Origin of the sequence: Paenibacillus sp. P46E (assembly GCF_001909095.1) — a bacterium.
Taxonomy (GTDB): Bacteria; Bacillota; Bacilli; order Paenibacillales; family Paenibacillaceae; genus Paenibacillus_AQ; species Paenibacillus_AQ helianthi.
Window position 1 is genome coordinate 28,276 of record NZ_LVYZ01000077.1, and the last position, 26,822, is coordinate 55,097.

At 46.2% G+C, this 26,822-nt stretch carries 23 protein-coding genes; 20 read left to right on the top strand and 3 right to left on the bottom strand.

The window, feature by feature from the left end:
- The first annotated feature begins 9 nt into the window (after positions 1 to 9).
- From A3849_RS27330 to A3849_RS27340, 3 genes are all read left to right on the top strand, one after another.
- The gene (locus A3849_RS27330; RefSeq protein WP_074114236.1) at positions 10 to 1,683 is read left to right on the top strand and encodes a glycoside hydrolase family 172 protein; all 1,674 of its coding nucleotides are present in this window, start codon (positions 10 to 12) and stop codon (positions 1,681 to 1,683) included.
- On the top strand, positions 1,683 to 3,104 hold the full coding sequence (locus tag A3849_RS27335) for a glycoside hydrolase family 32 protein (RefSeq protein WP_074114237.1): 1,422 nt from the start codon (positions 1,683 to 1,685) through the stop codon (positions 3,102 to 3,104). The genes A3849_RS27330 and A3849_RS27335 overlap by 1 nt, the downstream gene beginning before the upstream one ends.
- Before the next feature lie 271 nt (positions 3,105 to 3,375).
- Complete coding sequence (locus A3849_RS27340) at positions 3,376 to 4,548, top strand: MFS transporter (protein ID WP_256700986.1); 1,173 nt, start codon at positions 3,376 to 3,378, stop codon at positions 4,546 to 4,548.
- Positions 4,549 to 4,662: 114 nt separating this feature from the next.
- On the opposite strand, the gene A3849_RS27345 is transcribed toward A3849_RS27340, so the two are convergent.
- Entirely contained in the window at positions 4,663 to 5,538 is an 876-nt protein-coding gene (locus A3849_RS27345; protein ID WP_074114238.1) for an ROK family protein, read from the bottom strand.
- Between the two features lie 192 nt (positions 5,539 to 5,730).
- Between A3849_RS27345 and A3849_RS27350 the strand changes: the two genes are divergently transcribed.
- The 6 genes from A3849_RS27350 (at position 5,731) to A3849_RS27375 (ending at position 12,530) form a co-directional block, all read left to right on the top strand.
- Positions 5,731 to 7,194 carry a glycoside hydrolase family 32 protein gene (locus A3849_RS27350; RefSeq protein ID WP_074114239.1) on the top strand — a complete coding sequence of 488 codons (1,464 nt, stop codon included), beginning with the start codon at positions 5,731 to 5,733 and terminating at the stop codon, positions 7,192 to 7,194.
- Positions 7,195 to 7,248: 54 nt separating this feature from the next.
- A complete protein-coding gene (locus A3849_RS27355; protein ID WP_083613688.1) occupies positions 7,249 to 8,583 on the top strand; it encodes an ABC transporter substrate-binding protein in 1,335 nt (444 codons plus the stop codon).
- Between the two features lie 96 nt (positions 8,584 to 8,679).
- Positions 8,680 to 9,555 (top strand): carbohydrate ABC transporter permease, encoded by an 876-nt coding sequence (locus A3849_RS27360; RefSeq protein WP_074114240.1) that lies wholly within the window; start codon positions 8,680 to 8,682, stop codon positions 9,553 to 9,555.
- 1 nt (position 9,556) lies between these two features.
- Positions 9,557 to 10,390, top strand: a complete 834-nt coding sequence (locus A3849_RS27365) for a carbohydrate ABC transporter permease (protein WP_074114241.1) — start codon at positions 9,557 to 9,559, stop codon at positions 10,388 to 10,390.
- A 14-nt stretch (positions 10,391 to 10,404) separates the two neighbouring features.
- Positions 10,405 to 11,493: a glycoside hydrolase family 172 protein gene (locus tag A3849_RS27370; RefSeq protein ID WP_074114242.1), complete on the top strand. Its 1,089-nt coding sequence runs from the start codon at positions 10,405 to 10,407 to the stop codon at positions 11,491 to 11,493.
- Between the two features lie 44 nt (positions 11,494 to 11,537).
- Positions 11,538 to 12,530: a LacI family DNA-binding transcriptional regulator gene (locus A3849_RS27375; RefSeq protein WP_074114243.1), complete on the top strand. Its 993-nt coding sequence runs from the start codon at positions 11,538 to 11,540 to the stop codon at positions 12,528 to 12,530.
- A 124-nt stretch (positions 12,531 to 12,654) separates the two neighbouring features.
- On the opposite strand, the gene A3849_RS27380 is transcribed toward A3849_RS27375, so the two are convergent.
- Entirely contained in the window at positions 12,655 to 13,476 is an 822-nt protein-coding gene (locus tag A3849_RS27380) for a MerR family transcriptional regulator (RefSeq protein ID WP_256701024.1), read from the bottom strand.
- 183 nt (positions 13,477 to 13,659) lie between these two features.
- On the opposite strand from A3849_RS27380, the gene A3849_RS27385 reads away from it, so the two are divergent.
- The 3 genes from A3849_RS27385 to A3849_RS27395 all read left to right on the top strand — a co-directional run bounded on the left by A3849_RS27385 (position 13,660) and on the right by A3849_RS27395 (position 18,172).
- Positions 13,660 to 15,870: a GH32 C-terminal domain-containing protein gene (locus tag A3849_RS27385; RefSeq protein WP_074114245.1), complete on the top strand. Its 2,211-nt coding sequence runs from the start codon at positions 13,660 to 13,662 to the stop codon at positions 15,868 to 15,870.
- Between the two features lie 161 nt (positions 15,871 to 16,031).
- Entirely contained in the window at positions 16,032 to 16,307 is a 276-nt protein-coding gene (locus tag A3849_RS33150) for a hypothetical protein (protein WP_218619267.1), read from the top strand.
- 965 nt (positions 16,308 to 17,272) lie between these two features.
- Complete coding sequence (locus A3849_RS27395) at positions 17,273 to 18,172, top strand: alpha/beta hydrolase (protein ID WP_083613690.1); 900 nt, start codon at positions 17,273 to 17,275, stop codon at positions 18,170 to 18,172.
- Between the two features lie 347 nt (positions 18,173 to 18,519).
- On the opposite strand, the gene A3849_RS27400 is transcribed toward A3849_RS27395, so the two are convergent.
- Positions 18,520 to 19,065 (bottom strand): TetR/AcrR family transcriptional regulator, encoded by a 546-nt coding sequence (locus A3849_RS27400; RefSeq protein WP_074114247.1) that lies wholly within the window; start codon positions 19,063 to 19,065, stop codon positions 18,520 to 18,522.
- Between the two features lie 215 nt (positions 19,066 to 19,280).
- On the opposite strand from A3849_RS27400, the gene A3849_RS27405 reads away from it, so the two are divergent.
- The 8 genes from A3849_RS27405 to A3849_RS27445 all read left to right on the top strand — a co-directional run bounded on the left by A3849_RS27405 (position 19,281) and on the right by A3849_RS27445 (position 26,707).
- Positions 19,281 to 20,216: an alpha/beta hydrolase gene (locus A3849_RS27405; protein WP_074114248.1), complete on the top strand. Its 936-nt coding sequence runs from the start codon at positions 19,281 to 19,283 to the stop codon at positions 20,214 to 20,216.
- An 88-nt stretch (positions 20,217 to 20,304) separates the two neighbouring features.
- Complete coding sequence (locus tag A3849_RS27410; protein WP_074114249.1) at positions 20,305 to 20,910, top strand: NAD(P)-dependent oxidoreductase; 606 nt, start codon at positions 20,305 to 20,307, stop codon at positions 20,908 to 20,910.
- 68 nt (positions 20,911 to 20,978) lie between these two features.
- Positions 20,979 to 21,632, top strand: a complete 654-nt coding sequence (locus A3849_RS27415; RefSeq protein ID WP_074114354.1) for an NAD-dependent epimerase/dehydratase family protein — start codon at positions 20,979 to 20,981, stop codon at positions 21,630 to 21,632.
- A gap of 711 nt (positions 21,633 to 22,343) precedes the next feature.
- Positions 22,344 to 22,955, top strand: coding sequence for a DUF2239 family protein (locus A3849_RS27420; protein ID WP_074114250.1), 612 nt, complete (start codon positions 22,344 to 22,346; stop codon positions 22,953 to 22,955).
- A 262-nt stretch (positions 22,956 to 23,217) separates the two neighbouring features.
- The gene (locus tag A3849_RS27430; RefSeq protein ID WP_074114251.1) at positions 23,218 to 24,108 is read left to right on the top strand and encodes an alpha/beta fold hydrolase; all 891 of its coding nucleotides are present in this window, start codon (positions 23,218 to 23,220) and stop codon (positions 24,106 to 24,108) included.
- 121 nt (positions 24,109 to 24,229) lie between these two features.
- Positions 24,230 to 24,511: a DUF4975 domain-containing protein gene (locus tag A3849_RS27435; RefSeq protein WP_074114252.1), complete on the top strand. Its 282-nt coding sequence runs from the start codon at positions 24,230 to 24,232 to the stop codon at positions 24,509 to 24,511.
- A 222-nt stretch (positions 24,512 to 24,733) separates the two neighbouring features.
- A complete protein-coding gene (locus tag A3849_RS27440) occupies positions 24,734 to 25,723 on the top strand; it encodes a LacI family DNA-binding transcriptional regulator (RefSeq protein WP_074114253.1) in 990 nt (329 codons plus the stop codon).
- A 51-nt stretch (positions 25,724 to 25,774) separates the two neighbouring features.
- Positions 25,775 to 26,707, top strand: coding sequence for an alpha/beta hydrolase (locus tag A3849_RS27445; RefSeq protein ID WP_074114254.1), 933 nt, complete (start codon positions 25,775 to 25,777; stop codon positions 26,705 to 26,707).
- Positions 26,708 to 26,822: the final 115 nt, after the last annotated feature.

The window sequence follows — 26,822 nt, forward strand, 5'->3', positions numbered from 1 at the left end:
TCACACGGAATGACTGAAATGGAGCCAGAACAGAGCGTTTATACGTATAGAGACCTTGTGAGAAGACTATATGATCTTGAAGCACTAGCGGTTCCCCCGCAGGCCGGTGAGAAGTCGGGTTGTTTCTCCAGTTATGATCGGAGATCTATTTATAACGCCGAGACGGGGCTATACGAGGATTGGGGAGCTAACGATGATGGGGGAGGTTTCCTCCGCCAGGAAGGTGAGAGTAGTGTGGCCTTGGAATTGGATGGCCCCGGTGTGATCTGGAGATTATGGTCAGCTCTTCCCAAGGAAGGGCATATTCAGATCTTTATCGATCATTCCGAAACTCCTGTGATCAATCAACCCTTTCGGGATTATTTTGACAGATTTAATCAAGAAGATGCCCCGGCCAACTTTCCCAATTTGGCGCCTACACTGTCACGAGGAAGAAACTGTTTTATCCCCGTACCTTTTCAGAAACATTGCAAAGTGCTTCTGGATAAAGGCTGGGGCGCTTATTATCACATCACTTATACTACATTCCCTTCCAATATCTGTGTGCCTTCCTTCAACGGCAGCATAGATAAAATGTCGGCTATTGCGCTGGCTGAAGCGGACCGGATTTTACAGCAAAGAGGAACCCGGTATTTTAAGGAAACAGAAGGAGCCTCTGACGAGAATGTTACAGTAACCGTAAATGTTCCGGCAGGCGGCAAAGCCGTACTGTTTGACAAACAAGGGGCCGGAGCTCTTTCTATGATCCGTATTAGAACAAATATTGGAAGGAAGAGCGAGGAACAGCAGCAGAGCTTGGCCAGACAATTAGCTATTTCAATGAAATGGGATAATGAAGAACACCCTTCTGTATGGGCGCCTTTAGGTGATTTTTTCGGCAGCGCGCCGGGGATTAAGCCATACCGTTCTCTGCCTTTGGGAATGAATGAACATGAAATGTACAGTTATTGGTACATGCCGTTCTCAGAAGGAGCAAAAATTGAAATTGTAAATGATGGAACGGAAGCATGTGCGGTAACGGCAGATCTCCAATATACGGTTTTGCTGAAATCATATGCGGATAATCTCTTGCGATTCCATGCCAAATGGCACCGGGATGAGTTTCTGAATCTTGATACTGAACGCTTTGCGGAAGGCGGCGATCGTTGGCCGGATTGGCCACTATTGCTTACAAAAAGCCGAGGAAGATTCTGCGGTGTTCACCTTCACGTATACAACACCTGGGAGAAACCGGAAGAGGAAGCCGAGAAATGGTGGTATGGGATAGGAGATCAGAAAACCATTGACTGGTGGTGGGGCGAAGGAGACGAGAAGTTTTTTGTGGATGGTGAAACCTTTCCTTCTACTTTTGGAACGGGTAGCGAGGACTATATTGGTTATGCCTGGGCGGCAGAGCCGCCCTTTCCCATGTTCGATAGCGCCTTTGCCAGTCAGCCCTTTGTTGAAATAGATGCCAATGGACACACCTCAGTGAATCGTTTTCAAATTTGCGACAATATTCCTTTCATGAATTCCTTTGAAGGCTATATAGAAAAATATAAAGGAAATCAGTGGGGCTTCAATAACCAATGTTTGTATGCCGCTACCGTCTACTGGTATCAGGAACAAGGCACGAATGATGCGTATATGCCGGTTTCGCTGGATGAACGCTTAGCCAATCACAATAACGGGAGGAATAATTAATGAAAGAATTTTTTTATCGTCCGGAGAACGCCTGGGTGGGGGATGTAATCCCCTACTATGAAGATGGAGAGTTTAAACTTTTTTATCTCCATGGCTGGAGAGAAAATTATCGTGAAGGCCTTGAGCAAGGCTGGCATTTGCTCGGAACGAAGGATTTTGTGAATTTCAGGGAAGGTGGAGCTTGTAAAATCGAAGGTGGGACTGGCCACATCCTTAAGGTTGATGATATCTATCATATGTTCTATTGTATTTTTCCTGATGGAAAACAGTTTGCCTGTCATGCCATCAGTAGGGATCTGCAAACATGGGAGCCTATTCCTGAAGACACTTTTGGTCCAGATGGTGAAATTTATGAGCTGGCGGACTGGCGTGATCCTTTTGTTTTCTGGAATGAAGAAGAAGGGCAATACTGGATGCTGATCGCAGCTCTAGCCAAAGGACCGACGAACCGGAAAGGTTGCACAGGCTTGCTATCCTCTAAGGATCTCAAACATTGGGAATACCGGGAGCCACTGTATGCGCCGAACCTGCATGTGGGAGCGCATGAATGCCCAGACCTATTCCGGATGGGGGACTGGTGGTACCTCATCTATTCTTCTTATACAGGGCGTTTCGGTACCTTTTACCGGATGAGTCGTTCCTTGAACGGACCATGGTTTACACCTCCGGAGGAAGCCTTTGATGGACGGGCTTATTATGCGGCGAAGTCAGTATCCGATGGACAAAAGCGATATTTGTTCGGCTGGAATCCGACAAAAAATGACGATCTGTTTGGCTGGAATCCTCCTAAAGCTTCTGGCAAAGATTATGACACATGGGATTGGGGGGGCAATATGGTTGTGCATGAAATCATACAGCGCCCGGACGGGACACTAGGTGTGAACGTTCCCGAAACGGTTGACTTTGCTTTTGACAAACAGGTACCCGCGAATTTTGAGGGAATCGCCGGAGAATGGTCGATCACGGACGATGTGCTGCTCTGTGAATCTCCTTATGCCTTTGCAGGTTGTATCACACAGGAGGAGCTACCCGATCAGTGCAAGATTTCTACAGCCGTACGTTTCTCGGAGTCAACCCAGGGTCTTGGGTTCATGCTTCGTGCAGGCGAAACTCTTGATTTTGCCTATTATATTACGCTGGAGCCCGAGCGTAGCCGGATTACTTTCCGTGGACCGATTATGCAAACGGAAGAGGGGGGTAAAACTTTTCCTTACGATGTGGAACTGGAACGTCCGCTCAAGCTGCTGCCGGAACAGGAATATGAGCTGAAAGTGTTTATAGACGGCACGATTTGCGAAATTTATGTCGGCGGAGATGTGGCGATGAGTGCCAGAATGTACGACATTCAGCAGGGAAAGCTTGCACTATTCGTCAGTCAAGGTATAGCGGAGTTTAAACGGGTCAAGATAGAAACTCTCTAGGAGCTATATCATCTAAAAGCAAGCTGAGGAGAAATCATAAATTTATAGAGTGGTTCACTTCATCTATAAAGGGAAGAGGTTTTAATGGAGGAAAAAATTCTTAAAATATATGAAAACCCTAGTCTCAACACTTACAATTATCTTCAACGGTCGAACAGCTTTTCGAGTATATTGCCGATCGTATTCTCCGAACGGTGAACCTATGAAAAAGGATACTGCGGGGATAGGCAAGTTACTGCGAAATCGGTTTATGATTGGGATTTTGTTATCCATGACTTTTTTGCAGCTTGGAATTTGGGTGAGAAACTTTGCGGTTTTGTTGTTTGTTATGGAGAAGACGAACGGCAGCGGATTAGCCGTATCCCTGATATCGGTTGCTGAATTTGCGCCAATATTTATCTTCTCCTTTATAGGAGGCGTGTCTGCAGACCGATGGAAGCCCAAAAAAACGATGGTCTGGTGCGATATAGGCAGTGCGGTTTCAGTTGCGTTCGTTCTGCTGGCATTGCTGCTTGGTACATGGAAGGCCGTCTTTTTGGCAACGCTGGTCTCTTCAATTTTGTCGCAATTCTCTCAGCCATCAAGTATGAAATTGTTTAAGAGGCATGTGCCGGAGGATCAGTTTCAGACTGGAATGTCCATGTTTCAGACCTTGATAGCCGTCTTTACGTTACTCGGACCGGTACTGGGTACTCTGTGTTATTATCAATTCGGTATTTCGGTCTCAATCGGTCTGGTTTCGATTTGTTTCCTTCTATCGGCTGCGGTCTTATCTCTGCTGCCTGCAGACACTAAGCTCGACAAGATGGTACATTCGAATAGTATGAGGATTGAAATGGTTCAAGGCCTGCATTATATCAGGGAGAAACGAATTTTGCTTATTTTGGGAACATGCTTTTGTTGTACCGGTCTTGGCGTCGGGTTTATCCAGCCCTTGGGCATCTTTCTCATTACGGATAGACTCGGATTGCCGAAGGAATATTTGCAGTGGCTGCTCTCTATGAATGGTATGGGGATGATTCTCGGCGGAGCCTTAACGGTAATGCTGAGCAAAGTCATGCAGGCCCGCTCTTTGCTTGCTATCGGTTTGGCGGTCAATGCGCTGTGTATGGCAATTTCCGGTCTATCGACGTTTATGTGGCTTACGCTCTTGGCTCAATTTTTCATCGGCATGGTTACGCCCGGCTTTCAGGTTGCGGTTCAGACTTTGATTTTGAAAAATACGGAGCAAGCTTATGTCGGTCGAGTAAACGGCATCCTGTCTCCTCTCTTTATGGGCTCGATGCTGATAACGATGAGTATGTCAGGATGGCTGAAGGATCAGTTGTCCGTTATGGTGATGTATCTGTTAGCCGGTGTATTTTTTGGAGTTGGACTTCTGATTGTTGCGCCTTTGTTCCGAAAGGAACCGTTGGCTGAGGCCAAAGGTATGAACACCCTCTAGAAATAGGGTATCTCATAGATCACCTGCTTCCTGATTAAGCGGAGGCTGCCCGCATTTGATAACGGGCAGCCTCCGTTTTTTTGCAGCTGCATTCAAGCAGTTTCCCGCACTTGCTCAACCCTGTGCAGCCTTGATCCCCAGCGCCAAAGCACCGCACAAGCCCGCATTGTCGCCAAGACCGGGAGGAACAATATAACTATCCATAGTCTCCAGGATTTCCGGCGCAGACACATACCCCTTCAGGGCCTGACAGACCTCTCTGCGGATCAGCGGAAACAGATGTTCCTGGTGCATTACGCCTCCGCCGAGGATCACACGCTTTGGAGACAACAGCAGGATCACGCCCGCGATAGCTTGGCCCAAATAATACGCCTCGATCTCCCACGCCGGATGATCAGCCGGCAGCGCGGAGCCTTTGACGCCCCAGCGCTTCTCAATGGCCGGTCCTGCCGCCAAACCTTCCAGGCAGTCGCCATGGTATGGACATAGGCCCTTGAAGTCATCTTGTACATGCCGACGGGTCAGCACGTGTCCGCCTTCAGGATGAACAAGCCCGTGGACCAGTTTGCCCTCTGAAAACACGCCTACTCCGACACCTGTCCCGATTGTGTAATAGACGCAGCTGTCCAATCCTTGAGCCGCACCCCATTTGACTTCACCAAAGGCCGCAGCATTCACATCCGTATCGAATCCGATGGGCACAGGGAAATGCCGTTTCATAGAACCCACGAAATCAAAACCGCCCCAGCCTGGCTTGGGCGTAGTAGTCACATGCCCATACATGGAGCTGGAGCCATCCATATTCACCGGCCCGAACGACCCGATGCCGATAGCCTCAGCCCCTGTATCCTGGAAATAATCCACCGCCTGCCGGATGGTCTTCTCCGGGCTCTCTGTCGGAAAGCTGATCCGGTCCAGAATTTCACCTTTCTCATTGCCTACTCCGCATATGAATTTTGTGCCGCCTGCTTCAATCGCCCCAATGATCATGAGCTGTTCTCCTCCTGCCGGAAAGGATGACCTTCCCCTTTTCACTTATTGGTAAACGTTTTACCAAATGTAATTTCACTCAGTATGTTATATACCAATAAACTCACTATACAAATAAATGTAACCGTTGACAAGAATAAAAATTATGTTACTATATTTTTGTAAAACGTTTTACTAATGGAGATGATGCAGATGAGGAAAGTATTCTACAGACCCCCGAATGGCTGGGTCGGTGACGTAATTCCGTTTTATGACCAAGGGGAGTACAAGCTGTACTATCTTCACGATGAGAGAGTGGGGGGGGACTATGGCAACCATACCTCATGGAATTTGCTGGCAACCAGAAATGGACTTGATTTTGAGGATTATGGAGAGGTTTTGCCGAACGGTGATGAAAACGCTTTAGACCGGAATGCGTATACCGGCTCTGTCATCAAGGACAAGGAAGGAATGTACCATCTTTTCTACACGGGACATAACCCCAACCCTGCGTTTTGCAAGGATGGTAAGCCCTTACAAGTTGTGCTGCGGGCGACGGGCACCGACGGAATTCATTGGACGAAGGATCGCGGATTCAAACTCTACGGGGATGAAGTGCTCTATGAGCAATATGATTGGCGTGATCCCTACGTGTTCTTCAACGAAGAGAAACAGGAATACTGGATGCTGGTCACTAGCAGGAAAATGAACTCCTCGGAGAAAAGAGGCGGGTGTATCGCACTTCTGACTTCGGATGACCTCCTTAACTGGAAATACCGTGAACCCTTTTACAGCCCGGACAAATACATTACGATGGAATGTCCCGATTATTTCAAAATGGGGGAATGGCACTACCTGGTCTACTCCACCTTCAGTGAGAAGTTCGTCACGCATTATAAAAAAAGCAAAACGATCGATGGTCCATACACATCACCGACGCTGGACACCTTTGACGGCAGAGGATTTTATGCAGCTAAAACAGCATCGGATGGCGAGAAGCGGTACGCTTTTGGCTGGGTTCCATCGAAGAAGGGCTCGAATGATTATGGGGATTGGGAATGGGCGGGCACTCTCGTTGTCCATGAGCTGCTCCAGAACGAACAAGGAGAACTGCTGGTGCGAATGCCGTCTTCCATCTATGGACATTTTAATAGGGAAGAACAAATTCTGCTGCAAGAGGGGGAGAATTGCATTCAGCAGGAGAACAGGCTGCAGCTCTCTTCCCCGGATGGGCTGGCTTATTGTGCGCTGAACCCTCTGCCTTCTCAGGTCATGCTAGAAGCTTCTTTTACAGATTGGCAGAATGTAAAAGATTTTGGGATCGCGGTTCGCACGGATAAGGCGTTGGACAATGGCTATTTCATTAAATTTGATCCTTTTCACAACCGGATAACCTTTGATATGTGGCCAAGATCGGAACCGGGATTTTTCCAGTGGCAAATTGCCGGGGACAAGCCGCAAATGATTGAGCTGGAGCGTCCGTTTGATTTTGCCAGACACAGCCGGATTAACATCCAGCTCATTCTGGAAGAAGATATCTTATGCCTCTATGTCAATAATGAAGTTGCAATGACTACACGAATCTATAACTTCAAAGACGGCCACTTTGGATTTTTTGCCAATGAAGGTGCTGTAAGCGTTCAGGACATTACCCTAAAAACGGCTGCTGAGCTTTAATCACAAGAATGGTTTCACGGCACTAATAAGATAAATATATTGGAGGGGTTTAAAATGACAAAGAAAATGTCAAAGGTGTTCACTGGGCTTGCAGTTTTCTCCTTGGCCGGGGCCGCTCTGGCAGGCTGCGGCAGCTCCGCAGACAATAATAACTCAGACAAGGCTGGTGCCTCGAATGCGCCTAAGGAGCAAACAGTGACCTGGCTTTCGGCCAGACCGGAGAATGGAGCGATTGTCCAGACGGTTAAGGAGCTTGCCGAACGGTTCGCCGCCGATCATCCCGGCTTTAAGCTGGACCTTCAGGTGACAGCGGACAGACCTTCTTACCTGACCAAGCTGAGAACGCTGGTTGCTTCAGGACAGATGCCGGATTTTATTGACAGCGATGCCGACCCTTTTGCACAGGAACTTGTAAACGCGGGCTTGCTGGTGGACATGGGGAAATTCCTGAAGGACGAGGGGCTGTATGATAAGTTCTACAAGCCCGCGCTGAAATACCAGGAGCTGCCTGATGGAAGCTTGTATCTCCTGCCGATGGAATACCACATGGAAATGACCTGGTATAACAAAAAAATATTTGCTGACAACAATCTTACGGTGCCTAAAACCCTTGATGATCTGCTTGCGGTCAGCAAAGCGCTCAAAGACAAGGGGATTACGCCTATCGCTGTAGACGGTGTTGATGTATGGCCGGTATTGCGTTATGCGGCAATGTACCCCTTCCGGACGACAGGCAATCAGTTCATCCGGGATTTGAGCCAGGGCAAAGCCAAAATGTCCGATGCGGCAGGCATGCAGGCGGCTAACTTCGCTTCGCAAATCGGAAAATACTTTCAGGATGGATTCGCTACAACCGATTATACGACAGCCAAAAATCTATTCCTGAACGGACAGGCTGCCATGTACAACATGGGCACTTGGGAAATACCGTCCTTCGTGGAAGAAAGCCTGCCGGAAGGACTCAAGGGCAATGTGGATTATTTCTATCTGCCGACCACAAGCAATGCGGTCACACCGGACAATGAATACTTCGGTAACAGCGGGATCGGACTCGGGGCGTCCGCGAAAACGTTCGATGGACTGCCTAAGGAATTCCTGAGCTATGTGCTGAAAAATTACAGCGACGTCTATGTAGCCAAACAACAAATGTCTCCGCTTAAATTCACCATTGATGACGAGTCTAAATTCTCCGCGCTGTTCCTGCGGATCAAAAAGGATATGGACAATTATGGCTCAGAGTTCGCCAAGCCTTGGGATACTCTGCTTGATCCGAACACCAACTCGGTGATGAGTGATCTGATTACTAAACTGACCATGGGCTTTATGACTCCAGAGGATTTTGCCAAGCAGATTGACGATGCCATTGCCAAGAACACAGCCGGCAAATAAAATTCCGGCCCAAGCAGAAACGTCTCCGCCCGGCCCTTAAGGGCCGGGCGGAGACCTTCAACTACTAGTGTAATTACACAAACGGGGTGACTCTATATGAATGTGCTAAAAGACAAAAAGGCTTGGTTAATCTTCATCCTGCCGGCCTTGATATTTTATCTGGGAACGGTGTTTGTCCCCATTATCCAGTCCCTGAAATACAGCATTCAGCAATGGAATGGCATTCAGGAGCCGCGATACACCGGCTTCGATAATTATATTGCAATGTTCAAGGATACCTATTTCTGGAATTCTGTGCAAAACAATCTGGTATACGTGGTGATTGTAGTATTTATGCAGGTGTTTATCGGCTTGTTTTTTGCCCTGCTGCTCTCCTATGTCACCAAAGGCGCAGGAATTTTCAGAACCCTGTATTATTTGCCGGCGGTTGTTGTAACGGTAGCGATTGCGCAAATGTTCCGTAATTTCTATTCGCTTCAGCCTCTCGGTCTGCTGAATATGTTCCTGGACTGGGTCGGACTCAGCCATCTTCAGTCGGCCTGGCTCTCCAATCCCCATACGGCATTGATCGCCGTGTCCATCCCCGAGGGGTGGCGCTTTATCGGAATGTATATGGTTATCTTTTATGCGGCCCTGATTGCGATTCCCAAAGAAATTGAAGAAGCGGCCACCATTGACGGCGTAACCGGCTGGCAGCTGATTCGTTATATTAAGCTTCCGAGCATTAAGCATGTGCTGAGCCTGGCTTTGATTATGTGTACCACAGGGGCGCTGCGGGGCTTCGATATTCCTTACATTATTGGTGTGCCTGGGTCTGCTACAGAGCTAGTTACCACTTATATGTATAAACAAGCGTTCTCCACCATTCAGTATGGATACGGAAGCTCAATTGCCGTGTTCATTGTTATCGAAAGTCTTCTTGCGGTGCTGATTATTCGGGCTATTTTTAATTCAAGGAAAGGAGATGCCTGACATGCTTGCGAAGAAAAAGCTCTCCTCTTCTCTTTTGTATATCCTGGTCATTGCCATTCTTCTGATTCAAATCTATCCGGTAGTCTGGCTGATGCTGTCCAGCTTCAAGTCGAGCATCGAGCTGACTACTCAACCATTCGCCTTGCCGGACTCCTGGTCATTCAAAAATTATGCCAGTGTATTCCGGGAGAGCAGCCTGCTGCTGTACATCAAGAATACCGCCGTTGTGACCTTTACCTGTCTGGTATTGATCATATTCCTGAGCGCGACCGCAGGCTTTGCCCTGGTCAAAATGATTAACCGGCTGAATTCGAAGCTGCTGCTGTTCTTTACGATCGGCATCATGATTCCGATTCAGGTTACCCTGATCCCTCTGTTCATTATGTACAAAGATTACGGGCTGCTGAATTCGTATCCGGCCCTGATTCTGCCCCAGGTAGGTTTCGCACTGCCCTTGTCCATCCTGATCTTCACCAGCTTCTACCGGTATGTGCCGGGTGAACTCCTTGAGGCTGCAGTGATTGACGGCTGCAACATCTATCAGGTGTTCTTCCGGATTGTTTCGCCGCTTACCATCAATACAACCATTACGGTGGCGTCGATTAATTTCATTTTTATCTGGAATGATTTCGTGTTCTCCAATACGTTCACAAACGATAAAGCATACAAGACGATTGCCGTCGGGCTGCAGGAATTTATCGGTGCCTTTGGGGCTACAGATTGGGGCCAGACCTTTGCGGCAATCAGTATCAGCATTATTCCCATTATTGTTACGTACTTGTTCCTGAATAAATATGTGATGGCCGGTGTGTCAGACGGTGCAGTCAAAGGATAAGGAGAAGATAAACCATGCAATCGATGAATCAGCTGTTTGGCAGAATGAAAGGCAAGAGCAGAGCAATTACAGCGGAGAATCCGCGGGGTCTGAAGGGGCAAGGCGGCCAGGCGCAAGGCCCTCTAGGCGTTGCCCGCAAAGGCAAGGCGTTCATCTCGCTCGCGCAGGGAGAAACCGCAACACTTGTTGATATTGAAGGGCCCGGAATCATTCAGCATATCTGGATGACCGTTACCGATAAGACTGAATCCGGCTGGTTCGTCCTCCGCGATCTGGTGCTCCGCATGTACTGGGACAATGAAGAACAACCATCCGTTGAAGTGCCGCTTGGCGATTTCTTCTGCAACGGCTTTGGGGCACGGGCGGTTGTCAATTCACTGCCGGTAGTGGTGAATCCGGTCGGCGGCATGAACAGTTACTTCGCCATGCCCTTCCGCCAAGCTGCCAAAGTGACCATTACGAATGAGCATCCGCAGAGCATTGAGGCATTCTTTTATCAATTCGACTATATGCTGGTGGATGAATTGGATGAGGAAACTGAGTATTTTCACGCCCAATTCCGCAGAGAAAATCCCACTGTCCTGAGGCAGGATTACACCCTGATTGATGGAATTAAAGGGAGAGGCAAATTTATCGGCACCTATATGTCCTGGACTTCTCTATCCCGTTATTGGTATGGTGAAGGAGAAGTGAAATTCTATATCGACGGTGACCGGGATTGGCCGACGATTTGCGGTACCGGGGCAGAGGATTATTTCGGCGGTGCCTGGGGTTTTGTGAAATCTGTCAACGGGAACCCGGTACAGGAGCAGACGTACTCCACCCCATTTATGGGTTTCCCTTATTTTGCAACGAAGGACGACACCCGGTCACACATTTATGACGGTGCGGCTTGCCCGATGCGGGGCTTCTACCGCTGGCATATCCTTGATCCGATTCTGTTTGAAGAGGACCTGAAGGTGACTGTGCAGCAAATAGGACATGACGGCCAAGCCTTATTTGAACGCAGCGACGATATCAGCTCGATAAGCTACTGGTATCAGACGGAGCCGCATCAGGCGTTTCCGGAATTTCCGGCAGTAATGGACAGACGTCCGCGATAACCGCGGAGGTACAGGCTCCAAGTAAATTCGCAGAGGTGCAGTAAATGGCAAAACAAAGAGTTACTTTAGTACAGGTCGCCAAAGATGCAGGCGTATCGCCGGCAACGGTCTCCCATTTCATGAACGGTAATTTTCACCGGATGGGCCCGGAGACCCGGGAGAAAATAAGCGACTCGATTTCAAAGCTCGGGTACCAGGTAAACCCCGTTGCCAAAAGCCTGATTACCGGCAAAATGCATACCATCGGACTCGTTCTGTCGAACAGCACTTATGATGGATATTTCGAAGATTTATACTTCCTGCACTTCGCCAAGGTGCTGAAGCAGCATCTAAAGACAATGGGGTACAAGTTGATTCTCCTGGACTTTGATGAAATATTCATGAATATCCAGATGGTAGATGGAATTATTGTAAAAGCAACCTTGGAGACAGAGAAGTTCATGCCGAGGCTCATGGATCTCAACGTTCCTGTCATCACTATCGGACGGCATAATTTATCCTACGGGGCTCATATCGTGCGGGTGAACGACTATCAGTGCGGACAAATTGGTGTGGATCATCTAATGTCCCGGGGATATCAAAAAATAATTATTCTTACCTATCCGCATGGACAGGTCCCTGGATTTGACGACCGGTTGAACGGTGCCTCCCAGTCTATGCAGGAGAAGGGCAATCTCACAACGGTCATTACCGGAGATATGACGGAAAGCTTTGGGTACGAAACGGTGATGCAGCTGTCCAAGAATGGCCAGCTGCCGCAGGCGTTATTCTGCCTGAACGATATCTCTGCCATCGGGGTGCTGAAGGCTTGCAAGGACCTGAATCTGTCCGTACCTGAGGATCTCGCTGTACTAGGGGTGGATGACATGCCGACTGTATCAGAGTTGCTCAGCTTGTCAACCATCCGACATCCTATTAACGAACTGGCATTGAATGCCTCGGAGTTAATCATCCAATCTGTTGAAACGAAGGGGGAGTCTGGTCAACCTGTTGACCGGATGTTCCCTATTGAACTGATGGCAAGGCATACCAGCTGATCCGGATGCAAGAAGTCTAATTGATAAAAGCCACCCTTATTGATGGTGGCTTTTGTCTTTGTTATGGCTATAGCCAGTTGAGTATGTGAAACGCACGAAACAAAAAACGCTATGAGGGGGAGGTCTATGCTAATAATGGAATTCGTATTTCGATTAAGTGTTCACTTTCATTATTTACAATAAAACTACTAATAATTGCAGTCATGACAATATCGCCTCTTATAATCAGCTTATGAACAGCAATATACTCTCTGATATTTGCGAAGACGTGTATGAGTTTGTCGTTTTCACCTTTGTGGTAGGCGACAATGCAGTTGCCGAGGGGATATTCTTCAACATTAGCACCACCTCGAAAATCCTTTTCAAGAGGCAAGATAACCTTATCAATGTACTGATCATTAGCTGAATGCAAGTATTTTTCATTATAAATAAAGGTCAGTCCGTGGTTATGGCCGATCTCCGAGTAATTGGGGAAACTGGCTATTACTTCTTGTAATTTGGCCTCGAAATCAAACCAGTCAGTGACGGTTTGGCAATCTCCGATAACCCCTCGGATAGAACCGCATTCTTTAATCTCAATTTCATTCTTATGCTTTTCGAAATAGCCGCTTTTTTCCTCAATCGTATCTAAAATGTTTGCAAACCTCTGCGACACGGTTTGCATCTTGGAGATTCTTTCCTCAAAATGATTCTGCTGAATTCTAAGTTTGCGCATGGCTTCATTCAGTCCTGTTATTTCCCTGAATTGCTTAGCCTCTTCCAGCGATAATCCAATCAATTTGAGAAACTTAATATGGTCAACTTCAAGAAATTGCTCTTCAGAATAATAACGATAGCCATTTTGTTCATTTATGAGATCAGGAGACAATATGCCGATATGGTCATAATACCTTAAGGTTTGTGCATCGATTCTCTTAATTTTTGCAAGTTCTCCAATCTTGAACATTTTCTTCACGTATTACGCCCCCTATTCTGGACGATCCGAATTTTATCGAAAGATGGTTAAGGGTCTATTGACCTTATAGTTACTATAAGGATTATTCTATAAATGATCAAGGCAAAAGTGGTTTGGTCGAACGGTTGCCCGGCCTTGAAATGATGAATATGGAATAGGAGGGTTTAATTTAATATGAAACAAAATCTAATCGCGCACTGGAGCTTTGATGAAGGAAAGGGTAAACGGATAAGAGAGCACTGCACTGGAAGGGAGGACAATATTCACTACATATTTAATGAAGCGAAGTATAAACCTTCTAGTGATCCGCTTTGGGTAAAGGGGTTACAAGGAAATGCCCTTCTGTTCGATGGATATTCGACTTGGGTTTCCGCACCGTCCGATTCTCGCACATTCAAATCGATGACGATTGAATGCTGGATTGCCCCCCGTTCGTATGAGCATGGGGACGGAGGAAGACTCTCGGCAATTGTTAACCAACATGACAGGGAGACGAAGTGTGGATTTGTGCTGGGGCTGTTTCGTCATAGTTCATGGTCCTTCCAGATTGGGACTGGCGATATGTGGTATGAAGTCTGGTCAGTGTCAGATCCAATTCCAAGAGATACATGGTCACATGTCGCTGCCGTATTTGATGGGGCTGATGGCAAATTAGCACTCTATTTAAATGGGAAACGGGTTGCTTTGCAAAGTATTCCGAAGAACATGGAGATCAAGCTTCCGCCTGCGGAACTACTCATCGGCAAAAACAATAAACCGAGTATATTGCATGGTGTTTTTACAACTAATATGTTTAATGGCATTATCGATGAGCTTCAATTGTACGATACGCCTTTATCAGTGGAAGAGATCGAAGCCAGCTTTGGGCACTTACCCAACGATCAGCCGGATACGGTTCAGCGCAGAAGCAGATATGATGGCGACAGACATAGACCGCAATTTCACTTTATTCCGCCAGAGCATTGGATGAATGAGCCGCATGGCCCGATGTACTTCAATGGACAGTATCATATTTTTTACCAGCATAACCCTCAGGGCCCCTATTGGAACCAGATCCATTGGGGGCATTCGGTTAGCCCGGATATGCTCCGCTGGCGTGATGTGCCGTTTGCCTTGTCTCCGGAAAAAGGCAATATCGACCCTGATGGTTGTTGGTCTGGCGGTACGGCAGTCGATGATGATGGCATTCCGGTTATCTTCTACGCGGCCGGAGATAAACGAAAGAATCCGGACCAATCTGTAGCCATGGCCAGGAGCACATTCGGAAAGGATGGGAACAATGATCTGGTCGAATGGATCAAGCACCCAGAGTATGTTGCAGTTCTGCCTGAAGGAGTAGGTCTACCCGGGAATTTCCGTGACCCTTTTGTATGGAAGGAAGAGGGGACATGGTATATGATTGTGACTTCCGGCATACCAGGAAAAGGCGGCACGGCATTATTGTATACGTCGGAGAACATGATCGACTGGGTCTATCGTAATCCGCTTTATGTCGGTAATTCAAATAAATATCCAAAAACAGGGGATGCCTGGGAACTCCCGCTCCTGTTCCCTTTTTATAAAACCGATAAAGGTGAACAAAAGCACATCTTCATCGTTAATCCGTGGTTCCTGCACGCAAGTCCTCACTATTGTAAATATATTTTTTATTGGCTAGGCACTTGGGATCGGGATCGCCTGATCTTTACTCCTGACGATGAGGAACCCCAGGTGTTCGATGTGGGAGAGCACTGGATCGGTCCGAGCGGCTTTGTGGATCCAAGCGGAAGAATCATTCTGTTCAGCGTCATTTTCGCAATGAGCCCGAGGATCAGTAATGATCTCGGTTGGTTCGGCAATGCAGGCCTTCCGGTGGAAATCAGTATGCGGCCGGACGGTCAGCCAGGGGTCAAACCCATCGTGGAGCTTGAGACTTTACGAGGTGCTAAACTGATCGAATTGTCAGATTTCTCGCTCGATATGGCGAATGAACGGCTGAACGAAATTGAAGGCGATATGCTGGAGATCAAGCTTGAGCTTGAACCCGGTGAGGCCGAACGTTGCGGGATCAAGGTACGCACGTCACCTGACGAGATGGAGGAGACATTGCTGTTCTATGACAAGGAAAGTACAAGCTTCATGGCGGATCGAAACAAGTCAAGTGTGGAACCTGACGTGGAGAAAGGTATTGAAGGCGGTCAGGTAGATTTGGCGGACGGTAATCTTCAACTGCATATATATCTGGATAAATCCATGATCGAGTCTTACATTAATGGGACGAAAAGTCTGACAACACGCATATTCCCGTTCCGACATGATGCACAGGGCCTAAAACTTCTGGGTGATGCGTCGACAGTAGTCAAATCGCTTGAGATATGGGAAATGAACTCTGCATACGACAATTGACCCGAAAGAGAAGTGAATATTCAAGCGCCGATAGCGGCTTTTGATATTAATTCTATGGCATTTACAGTGATGCCAGACAATGAAGAATCCGTACGCAGCATTCACGTGCCAACTCAGGAGTGACTCTGCTGGGTACAGCGGATACTTATGGCGAGAATTTTATGTCAGGTGTATTCGGAGGCAACGAGCAGTTGATTGGGCATGCATTGGAGACGGCGGGAGCAGGCTATAAACGCTACCAAACTGGACAGATACGCAACTTCGACGATTTGACAGCCGATGATTACCGTTGTTTTTCCGCTCGCTTTCAGGTTGAAAATTTAGAAACAGTAGCGCTGAGCAATGCGCTGGCTGTCCCAAAAGGATGTACTTCATCGCAGCTTGCACTGGTTTGGCTGTGGCACAGGGAAAGCAAATTGTACCAATTCCAGGTATAGAACGACTCAATCGGGTAAAAGGAAATTTAGGCGCCCTCGAAAGTTCTTTCTCCGACGGAGAACTTACAGAGCTTAAACAAATGTCTCCTAAGGCATTGCTGCCGCGGAGCTTTACCCGACTTTCATGGAATCTTAATGAGATGTTGAAGGCCTGGTTGTCCCAGATAAAAACTGGGGCGAGCAGGTTTTTTTATCTAAAATCAAACCGCAACTGTAGATGCATTCAGAGAGAACGAAGGTGGGCCCCTTTGAAAAATTTAAACGAAAACACATTAATTTAACGCTCAAAGATAATAAAATATTAGACTGACGGATGCTCATTAAGCTAACGAGCAGTTTACAACAATGATCTTGGTGACATAAATTAGGTCATGCTTATGGATTCGTTATTTTGGAGAGGCCTTAGCAAAGTGCCATTGTAAGGAATCAGACACTTGGATTCCCCGTACCTTTGAAAACAGTGGGAATGGATTCGAATTCGAATCGGTGAACTTTAGACATTCAGGGACATAAATTGGGGTTGTCTTTACATGGCAACAGAGAACATCGGGAATGCTCGAAACACAAACAACTCCATTTCGACTTCTTATTAGAAAGCTAAAAGGATGGAAAGTCTGCTTCCTCTTGTACAATGGTATGAGAGGAAGAGGGGAGTGCCGCCCCTGCTCGATTAAACAATCCTTCTATCGACTTAATCATTGTCATAGCTTCCAACTTTTTAATAATTATTGCGCAATTTCAACAATCTCGTGCATTAATGCGTGGATAAAACGAAATTGATGATTGAAAACAATCTGTTTTCTTATTATATTGTACACATGGGAAAGATAATACATTATCGAGCATTATTGCTTTTGTATGCAGGTTGATTGTAAAACATGGTTTCTGCTACAAGTATTTAAGTGGTCAAAAAGTAGCCCGTTTTCATCTTTCAAAATAGAAGTAGAGGAGAATAGAAGGATTAAATGACAAAAAAATTGAGCGCACTTAACAATGGGTTCAAACCCTTAACCGTCGAGTTCCCCAGTGGGGATGGCACTGTCGTAGGTCATCTCTACCTACCTAAAAACTATGATTCATCAAGGAAATATGTAGCTATCGCTATGGGCGGCTCGTTCTCTTCGGTCAAGGAGCAAATGAGCGGTATCTATGCTGGCGAAATGGCTCGAAGGGGCATCATTGGTCTGGCCATCGATTATCGTAATTATGGTGAGAGTAGTGGGGAAATTCGTCAATTTGAGGATCCTGATAGCAAGGCCGCTGACATGTTGGCGGCACTACGGTACCTACGGAGTCGTTCCGATGTATCAGGAACGGGACTTCTGGGCATCTGTACTTCAGGAACGACTGTGATTCATGCCGCAGCTGAAGACCCGAGTGTGGGTGCGGTAGCGACGATCGCGGGTATGTTTGTAGAGCAGGGTATGATTGGAGGCTCAGAAAGAAAGCGTGCGGCTGGTAAGGCGGCAAAAGAAAAGTATGACAAAACAGGAGTCGTTGATATGATTCCGGCGTATCACCCCTTTAATCCTAAAGCGGTCAACACTATTCCTATGCCGTATTACTTATCAAAAAAGCGTGGGAATTTACCTCAGTGGCGCAACGAGTTTGCGGTGATGGCTTGGGATGTCTTCCTGAGAACGGACGCCGTTTCTAAGGCGTCGCGGGTAACGGCACCAACACTTATTGTCCACTCGAAAACAGCCAGCTTTCCTGCTCAGGCTAGAAAGGTATACGAGCGTCTCTCAGGACCAAAGGAGCTGTTTTGGGGGAAGGGGCAGCACTTTAGCTTCTATGACCACCTCGAACAGGTGCAAAGAACCGCAGACCGAGTCGCAGAGCATTTTAAGAAATACCTTAGCTAAATCCACTTTTACAGCACCAAGATGATACCCCGCAAGGCTAATATATAAGCCCTGTGGGGTATTCATCTTGGTGCCCGGCATAAGCGATAACTTATCGATGAAAGTCCGCTACAGGCTTGGCAGTAGGAACTTTTAGTCAAAACAAGGGTGACCGCCGCAAGGCGGAGTTTGAAGGGAGTCGAAAGCAAGCCCACGGTCTGACCAATAGAAATCACATACAAAACATGTTAGTACGGACGGGACGGCCAAGTACTAATTCTTTCTTGCTGATGAATTTCAAACTCCAAAACCTTATAAAATGTATACATTCAATCGATAACTTTATTTTCTTTCTACACTATTTGTAACTATAGATGTCTTTCTAATAACATCCCCAACTGTTCAGCTAAAACTTCAAGCGGTTCAGGAATTCCTTTCGTAAGATAATTCTCAACTACCCCAACCATTGCGGAGCCGAGGAAGGTAAGAATTAGAGCCTCACTGATCCCCTCATTTTTCCCTTTGAAGATACTATCGTCATGCTTCAATTCTTCGATAATTAAGTCAAAGAAGTGTTTACGAAAAGCAAATGCTCCTTGTCCGACTAACATCGTCGAAAAAAACAAATAATGTTGATCTAGGTATTCAAACCAAATCATATGAGCTTCTTTAAAGCTGATGTCCGCTTGAGGATCACATAACTTTCTAAGCTCATGCATATGTCCTTCAATGAGTTTATCCAATAAATCATATTTATCAAGATAATGAAGATAGAACGTTCTGTTCCCCACATTGGCTTCATTACAAACATCTTTTACTGTAATTTTATCAAAACCTCTTTCCGACATAAGTTCGACAAATGCATTTTCTATAGCTTCTTTAGATTTCAAAATCCTTCTATCCACTTTACTCATGATTATGCCTCCAAAAAAGATGAAATTTATTGCGCGATTCAGATCATTCCGTGCGTTAATGCATAGATTCAACAAAAGTGACGATTGAAACAGTCTGTTTCTCTATTATATTATATATACAGAAGAAATAATACATTGTCGCGCATTAATTCTTCCGTGTATACGTTTGGTTTAACAGGCAGTAGAGAATACATTTTAGGAAAGAAGGATAAAATATGCGAAAATTTACATTTGAATTAAATGAGAGTGTTACAAGAACTGAAATTCGTTTTACAAACCGCTTTGGTATCGAATTAGCTGGTGACTTCTATTTACCAAAAGATGCAGGAGACAAAAAGCTTCCTGCACTTGTAATCGGTGGACCCTTTGGAGCAGTAAAAGAACAAGCATCTGGACGTTATGCCAATGAGATGGCATCTTTGGGATTTGCTGCACTGGCTTTTGATGGTTCATACACGGGTGAAAGCGGAGGAACACCCCGTAATGTTGCTGCACCAGACATCAACACCGAAGATTTTATGGCAGCCGTTGATGGAATAGGTCTTCAATCGAATGTGGACCGTGAACGTATCGGTGTAATCGGTGTATGTGGGTGGGGTTCAATTGCGCTTAATGCAGTCTCTATTGATAAACGTGTCAAAGCGATCGCAACCGTATCAATGGTTGGCGTTGCGGCAGGCTTTGCTGGCCTTCCATTAGAACAACGTACACAACTGCTTGAGGCGTTAAGTCAACAACGCTGGGCAGATTTAGATAGCGGTACATTTGCACCTATGGCTGATCAATTACCAACAGAACTTCCTGAAAATACAGATATGGAAACGAAAGAAACGGTTGAATTCTACCGGACACCACGGGGCTTTCATGAAAATTCAATTCTCTCCAATGGTCGCTGGAATGCAACGATGCCATTTTCGTTTATGAGTACATCCGTTATGAACTATATTGATGAAATTTCACCACGACCAACTCTATTTATTGCGGGGGAACAGGCATTCTCGAAACCGTTAAGTGAGACAGCTTACGAAAAAGCAAAAGAACCAAAAGAATTAGTCATTATCCCGGATGCATGGCACTCAACCTTGTATGATAATATGGAAAAAATTCCGTTTGATAAACTAAAACAATTCTTTGCAGAAAACCTCATCTAAACACTCCTCGAAGTCCTGTCAGCAGACGGGACTTTTTTTTAAGGACTTATTAGCATATGCAATATTTAAATTAGATAAGGAGAAGATTATGAAGATTACCATATTTGGAGCGAGTGGTACGGTCGGCAGGTACGTTTTGGAGGAGGCCATCAGTCGTGGACATCACGTGGTAGCCGCAACGCGTAGCGGTAACATTTTAAGTACAAACCCCTTTGTTGAACATTTTACCGTGAATTATGATGAATTAGCAGATATTGAACGTGCTATAGCAACTAGCGATGCGGTCCTTATTTTATTTGCAGGTTCGGGTGGGGTGGCCAAGTCTACTGCAACTATTATTCAAGCAATGAAAAATCAGCATATCAAACGTCTCGAGCTTTTAACGGCTTTTGGAACAAGCCCTGAAGCACGCAAACAGTTAGGTCCGCTTACAAAACTTGCACTTTTACCTTTTAGTTTCATGTTTGGTGAAATGCCAACACAAAACAAAATGGTAAATGAATCAGGGCTAAATTATACGATTGTTATGCCTCCATGGATCACCTATGAAGAAGGGAAGACGCCGTATAAACATGGCGATTTCAAAAGTAAATCTGCTATAGGTAAGATTCGACGTGTCAACCTAGCAGATTTTATCATTAATAATCCAGAGCAAAATGCCTATATCGGTGAAAGTGTTTATATTCAAGAGTAAGTGTGAAGATAGAGCCAGGAAAAATGCATGGCTTGAAAGATGTCTCGATTTAGATGGGAGTGAGAACAATAAAGGTCATTATTTTTGGAGCTACAGGTATGGTTGGCCAAAGTGTACTGCGTGAATGTATAGTAGACGATATCGTTCAAGAAGTACTTACTGTTGGTCGTCAAGGCACAGGACAGCATCATGAGAAATTAAAAGAGATTGTGCTTGAAAATGTAGCTGAATTATCTTCCTTTGAAAATGAAATTATTGGCTTCGATGCCTGTTTTTTCTGCCTTGGAGTATCTTCAGCGGGAATGAAGGAAGAAGAATACAGAAAAATAACGTATGACATCACGCTTTCTGTGGCAGAAACATTAGTAAGATTGAATTCTCAAATGACATTTATCTACGTTTCTGGTAGTGGTACGGATAGTAGTGAAAAAGGACGTATAATGTGGGCGAGGGTGAAAGGAAAGACTGAGAACGATTTGTTACGGTTGCCCTTTAAGCGTGCTTATATGTTTCGACCAGGCGGCATCATTCCCATGCACGGTGTAAAATCAAAAACAAAGTGGTACCAATATTTTTATATTGTAATGAGACCATTAAATCACTTATTCATGAAGTCCAGCTTATTTATTTCTTCAGAGCAATTGGGGAGAGCAATGATAAAAGTTGCAAGAGACGGTTATTCAAAATCGATAATTGAGAGTAGTGAACTAAAACATGTTTAGTAATAAGCATTAATTTTTTGATGGGAAGCTCCTGCTCCAAAAAATCCAGCAAATTGACGTGTGCCTCACTGGTTAGATATAAAATCATGAGTTACCCCTCTTTCAGCAGCAAAAGAATAAGTCCAATGATTACCAGACCGATATAAAAAAATAACTCGATGAACTGCTTACGTTTATTCATCGTTACCGTCCTCCTTCTGAACCCTTGATTTCTGGAGCAAGAAAATCAACGGCGCTGTGGGAGACGATGGCTAGTGCGGCTTCATATTTACGGGCACGCTTTTCGACGAGGAGGAGCGCTAACTCCTTATAAACCTCATCCCCCAAGGTTTGTTCATTCAGTTGAACGAGAGTGTGTAAATCACTGAAGGTGGGAAAATCAGTGCTGTGGAGGCCGTTATTTTTATCATACGAACAAAGAATTGTTGAAAACTACTTTTCAAAGTATGTTGGAATATCTGGAGGGAGGAAATGGTGGAGATAGCTAAAAGTCGTTTCCTTCTAATCAATGGTCTTCTTTGAATTTTATCTAAATAAAACAAATTATTCGATTGAAAAATAAAGGGGCAGTTTTACGACAAAACACAGCATATATGATATAAAGCAAATACTAGCCCTCAAAACAGCGCGGTTCCTCTTAGGCCGTGTCTTTTGCATATTTTATATTTTTATCCGGGTATAATTAGCGAGGCAATCAGAGAGGAGGTCAGCATGAGTAATTCGCTAACGCGCTTTTACTGCACGGCATTTTTGGGTGTGGGAGTCGTCGCCAGTGGTTCGTTACAGCGCGTTGTTACTACAGTGAAGAATGCTCTAGATGACAGAGATCTCACACAGTTGCTTTTATTTGACGATTCCACGGGGAAGCCAATAGATGTTGATTTTCGTGGGAAGACAGATGATGTGCTTAAACGATTAGGAGAACAGTTTGGTGACTCATCCGGTACGGAAGTGAATCACCAGACTACACGGCGGGTCGGTCGACCCAAGCTGGGTGTTGTATCCGGTGAGGTTACGTTATTGCCTCGGCATTGGGAATGGCTCAAGAGTCAACCTGGAGGGGCGTCGGTAACATTACGAAAACTCATTGACGAAGCTCGCCGTGCTGGAGAACAACAGAGCACAATCCGAGAGTCACAAGAAGCAACATATAACTTTATGACAGCTATGGCCGGGGACTTCAATCAATACGAAGAAGCTCTGCGGGCACTGTATGCCAGAGATTTGGATCGTTTTTACCACTTCATCGATGACTGGGCACCTGATATCAGAACCCATATCAAGAGATTAGCCGCCAATGCATTCCCTGAAGAGAACTTATGAATGAAAGCATATGAGGGCGTAAAGAATTAAAAAGGAATTACGAAAGGAATCACTATGACTCGTGATGTTGCTGATTACACAACCAATCCTGAACTAACACCGGAGTTCCCTATTAGCGGTGCCGAAGCGTTCAACCGCTATATTGAGCACACCCTCCATATCTCCGTGAAAGCGGAGGTGAAATCGTGTTTCTTGGCGATGGCGGAGAGTTTCTTATCGGACCCGAAGAAGAGAAATGGGATTAATTGAGGAGAACATGACCATGAACATTCTAAAAGTTAACGGTGTTGAGTTGGCCTATGATAGTTTCGGTAACGAAAATAACGAGGCTATTATTCTAATCGCCGGGCTCGGAACCCAGATGATCCGCTGGACGGTTCCGTTTTGTGAACTATTGGCAGCGCGGGGCTTTCGGGTAATCCGCTTTGACAATCGCGACGTGGGTTGCTCGACACTCTATAGTCATTATCGGGCGCTGAATTTTGACGCACTGGCGACTGCTCTCATGTCAGGACAGCGACCGGATATCCCTTACACTCTCGATGACATGGCAGGCGACGCTATCGGACTGCTCGACACCCTTTCAATTGACCGGGCACATTTCGTTGGCAGGTCGATGGGCGGAATGATCGCTCAGATTGCAGCCAGTGAGTATCCTGAACGGGTTGTATCACTCACCTCCATTATGTCTAGTTCCGGTAATCCCACCCTTCCGCAAGCTTCCCCGGATGTCATGGCGATGATGACTAAACCTGGGCCGAACCCCTTTGAGGATGAAGCAGGATTTTTGGCGCACAGCCTCTCTTTTGCCAAACGCATCGCCGGCACCGGCTATCCGTTTGAAGAGGACGCTTATCGGGCGCTCATTCTGGAGGAAGTCCAGCGAGCCTACGATCCAGGCAGTGTCGGACGACAAATTGCTGCGATCGCTGTCTCCGGTGACCGTCGTCCGCGGCTGGCAACCATAAAAGTACCAGCACTTGTCATTCATGGGGTGGACGATCCCCTGTTCGTCCCGGCGTGTGGTGAGGACACGGCTTTTGCCATCCCGGGCGCCGAGCTAATGTTGGTTGACGGCATGGGACACGACCTGCCGCACCAACTGTACAAAGTAACCGCTGATGGCATAGAGCGAACGGCTCGTCGCCATTGACACGCGCTTCCTGAATAGCAACCAGCCGGAGTCTCTCGCTATCCAATGGGGTTGAGTAGGCCCAAGAGCCATTGCTGATCAATTTGCATCCTTGGCGCATACGACACGGGTGGAAGCGGTGGTGATATTGAAACGATATAACATAGATTCCATTTTCTGGGAATTGTTCAGGGTCCAGCTGCCGGAACAGGAATATGAGCTGAAAGTGTATATAGACGGCACGATTTGCGATATTTATGTCAGCGGAGATGTGGCGATGAGTGCCAGAATGTACGACATTCAGCAGGGGAAGCTTGCCATATTCGTCAGTCAGGGTGCAGCGGAATTTCACCGGGTGAAGATTGAAACGTTAGAAGCCGATCCGGCCCCGCAATTAGAACAGAATATACATGTATCCGGTTAACTTCATACTTTTCAGGTTAAATTTAAGAACAGCCATTTGATTAGAATGGTTGTTCTTTTTACTGGCTTAGATCATTTGGCTTTTTTTTATGATAACCGGTTGACATAAAAATGTTAACCGGTTATCATAAAGGGGCAATAGAAATGAATGCGCATTCAAACGAACTGCTGAAATACGCGCAGAATTCAAATATAAATTGGATTTATAAACAAGGTGGTATATATGCCGAATCTTAAAGACGTTGCGAAAAATGCGGGACTTTCTATTAATACCGTTTCTAGAGTACTTAATAATAGAGGTTATATTAGTGAAAAGACGAAGGAAAAGGTCTATCGGGTGATGAAGGAGATGAATTATCAGCCGAACGAAATGGCCCGGGCCTTGTTCAGAAAAAGATCGAATATGATCGGTCTGATCATACCGACGATTTCGCATCCTTTTTTTGCTGAACTGACTTACCATCTTGAATATTACGCGCATCATAAGGGCTACAAACTATTGTTATGTAATTCCAACCGCAATGTCTCCAAAGAAATGGAATACATTGAGATGCTGAAAAAAAATCAAGTGGATGCCATCATCATGGGCAGTGCAGTGCTGGATGTCCAGCATTATCTACATTTGGCCCTGCCGATTGTTTCATTCGATCGCGTGATTTCAGAGGATATTCCTGTGGTCACCTCGAACAATCTAGAAGGCGGTACACTCGCCGCGAGATTATTAATCGACAAGGGCTGCCTTCATCCTGTCTTCATTGATCGTGGAATAGACGGTCCCCAGCATCACTCGATGCTCGCTGCCCAGAGAAGGCAGGGATATGAAGCTGAGGTGGAGCGCGCAGGCATAGAGCCGCTGCAATTGCAATTGGATGCTGAGGGGAGCAAGCATACCCGGACCTCCGCTGCAATGATCGCTTACTTTCAAGAGCATCCGGAAATTGACGGAGTATTCGCTAGCAGTGACGTGATTGCTGCGGAGGTCATTCAAGCTTGTTACCTGATGAAGAAGGATATTCCTTCGGAGATCAAAATTGTAGGTTACGATGACGTTCAGATCGCTTCGCTGATCTCACCGCGACTTAGCACAGTCAGACAGCCGATTCAGGAGATGAGCGATTCTATCATTCAGTTGGTTGTTCAACAAATCGAAGGCAAAGAAATTCCTATGGTTAACACGTTCCCGGTGACTCTTATCGAACGTGATACGACATAGAACAAATCGGTAGGAGATTTGAACTAAGAAATCATAATGGAGGAAACCCAGATGGATTTTATTAACCGAGTAGCTCCAGAATTAAGACAAGGGGTAGCAGATTTGCCCCCGTTTCATTTGCCGGGTGATCTGGATTCTGCCAGAGGCGATATTCAATACCCTGCGGAAAGGTCGGAGCTCGTTCGCATTACGGAACGATATCTGTCCGTTGCCGGTTCATACCAAATGTTAGTTAGAATCTACGAACCTGCTGAGAGAAATGGTAAGGCGCTGCCTGGTCTTTTGTGGACCCATGGCGGAGGATATGTGCTCGGCCATCCCGGTGGGGATGATGCATTATGTGAAAGCTTTGTAATAGCAGCCAACTGCGTTGTCGTATCGCCTGACTACCGTCTTGCACCTGAGCATCCGTTCCCGGCAGCCATTGAGGATAGTTACGCGGCGTTAGTGTGGCTGGCCGATATTAACAATGAACTCAATGTCGATTTGGCCCGGATCGCAGTCGGCGGAGCGAGCGCAGGAGGAGGACTGGCCGCAGCACTGGCACTAATGGCCAGGGATAAAGGCGGTCCTGCCCTTTGCTTCCAACTGCCGCTGTATCCGATGATTGACGACCGCAATGATACGCCCTCCAGCTATGAGATTACACATTCTTCGGTCTGGAACCGGGAGAATAACCTGGCTGCATGGGAGATGTATCTTGGGGGAACTTCCGGAGGAGATACCTCTCCTTACGCTGCACCCAGCCGTGCAGATAATCTGGCTGATCTGCCTCCCGCATATACCTGTGTCGGACAGCTTGATCCGTTCCGCGACGAAACGATCGAATATGTCACCCGCTTGGCTCAGGCTGGTGTCGAGGTGGAATTTCATCTGTATCCCGGCGGTTATCATGGCTTTGAGCACGCCGTTCCATCTGCCGGGATTAGCCGGCGTACCAGAGAGGACTATATTAATGCTATGGCAAGAGCTCTGAACCCGTAAGCACTGGCGCTGTTCCGTGATCTGTCTTTGAATTGAAAAAAAAGAACGTTTTTTTTGAAGTATTGCGTATGCAGAAGCAATAAAATGTATATGACGAAAGGATATTGGAGTTTTA